The organism is Paraplanobispora takensis (assembly GCF_016863195.1).
Lineage (GTDB): Bacteria > Actinomycetota > Actinomycetes > Streptosporangiales > Streptosporangiaceae > Planobispora > Planobispora takensis.
Genome location: NZ_BOOK01000131.1, coordinates 1 through 1373 on the forward strand (window position 1 = coordinate 1; position 1373 = coordinate 1373).

Genomic DNA, 1373 nt, shown 5'->3' on the forward strand with positions numbered 1-1373 from the left:
CTAGGGTCTGTTTCAGAAGTCGGTTCAGGTGGTGGATCGCTGCCGTGGCTGGCCGCGATACGGCCTGGCCATCCAGATGGTGGCCTCGCGTGCGATATCGCTGCGATCGGTCTCGGTGGTGAGCCGGTGCTCATGGCGGAGGGCGTCGCGGTACTCCACCTCGTAGGTGCCCTCGGCCAGCAGGGAGATCGAGACGTACCAGGCCGGGTCGTCCTCCACCGGTTCGATCGTCACAAAGGTGTTGCCGGTCAGATCCAACTCTTCCAACAGCATGTAGATGGTGTCTTCGGAGGGGTTGTCGACGAAGCGGCCATCTTCGGTCTCGGCCCGGTAGTAGATCACTTGGTCGGTCATGGCGGAGGTCCTCGCAGCGGCCGTCTGGTCAGCAACGCCTCAGCATCGCACGCCACCGGGCCGGGCCGAAGGCGGCAGCGGGCGGCTCACAGCCACTCGCCGATCACCGCGACCTGGACGGTGGCCTCGTAGCGCACGGCGAGCTTGTCATAGCGGGTGGCCACCGCCCGGTGGCGCTTGAGCCGGTTGATGCCGCACTCGACCGCGTGCCGGGCCTTGTAGTCCTCGGCATCGAAGGCCGGTGGCCGACCTCCGGCCGAGCCCCGCTTGCGGCGGTGGCGGACCTGATCGGCCGGCTGCGGGATCGTGGCGCGGATACCGCGTCGGCGCAGGTAGAAGCGGATGGCCCGTGAGGAGTAGGCCTTGTCAGCGCGGATGCGGTCCGGGCGGGTGCGGGGGCGGCCGGGTCCGGGCCGGGGGACGCGGATGCGCTCCAGCACGGCGTGAAACTGCGGTGCGTCCCCGCGCTGGCCCGCGGTGAGCACCACGGCCAGCGGTTTTTGCCGCTGCTCGCAGGCCAGATGAATCTTGGTGGTCAACCCGCCCCGGGACCGGCCCAGCGCGTGATCGTCCGGCTCGCAGGTCAGTCCGCCGGGCGACTCGAGTTGCGCGGCGCCATCGCGGCGAGCTCCGGCCGCGTGCTGGTGGGCCCGGCAGATGGTGGAGTCCACGCTGACGTCCCAGGTGATCAGCCCGGCGGCATCGGCCCGGGTTTGCAGCGCGGTCACGATACGCGCCCACACTCCGGCCCGCTGCCAGCGCCGGAACAGGCCGTAGACCGTCTGCCAGGGCCCATACCGCGCGGGCACGTCGCGCCAGGGGGCGCCGGTCCGTACCCGCCAGCGGATGCCGTCAATCAGGCGACGCTTGGACCACACCACCGGACGGCCGGACCTCACGCCCTCCGGCAGCAGAGGTTCCAGCACCGCCCACTGCGCATCGGACAGATCACCACGAGCCACGCAGAGATCATCCGTCAGCGGGGACCGTCGTGTGATCGACTTCTGAAACAGACCCTA

Annotated in this window: 2 protein-coding genes; both read right to left on the minus strand. The window is 69.8% G+C overall.

From position 1 onward, the window contains the following. Window positions 1-24: 24 nt before the first annotated feature. Complete coding sequence (locus tag Pta02_RS40750; RefSeq protein WP_203880408.1) at window positions 25-354, minus strand: hypothetical protein; 330 nt, start codon at window positions 352-354, stop codon at window positions 25-27. An 86-nt stretch (window positions 355-440) separates the two neighbouring features. Next, window positions 441-1316 carry an IS5 family transposase gene (locus tag Pta02_RS40755; RefSeq protein WP_203880409.1) on the minus strand — a complete coding sequence of 292 codons (876 nt, stop codon included), beginning with the start codon at window positions 1314-1316 and terminating at the stop codon, window positions 441-443. Window positions 1317-1373: the final 57 nt, after the last annotated feature.

Excerpts from the sequence above, each read along its gene's own strand:
- Pta02_RS40750 (WP_203880408.1), bottom strand. The coding sequence starts at position 354 with ATGACCGACCAAGTGATCTACTACCGGGCCGAGACCGAAGATGGCCGC.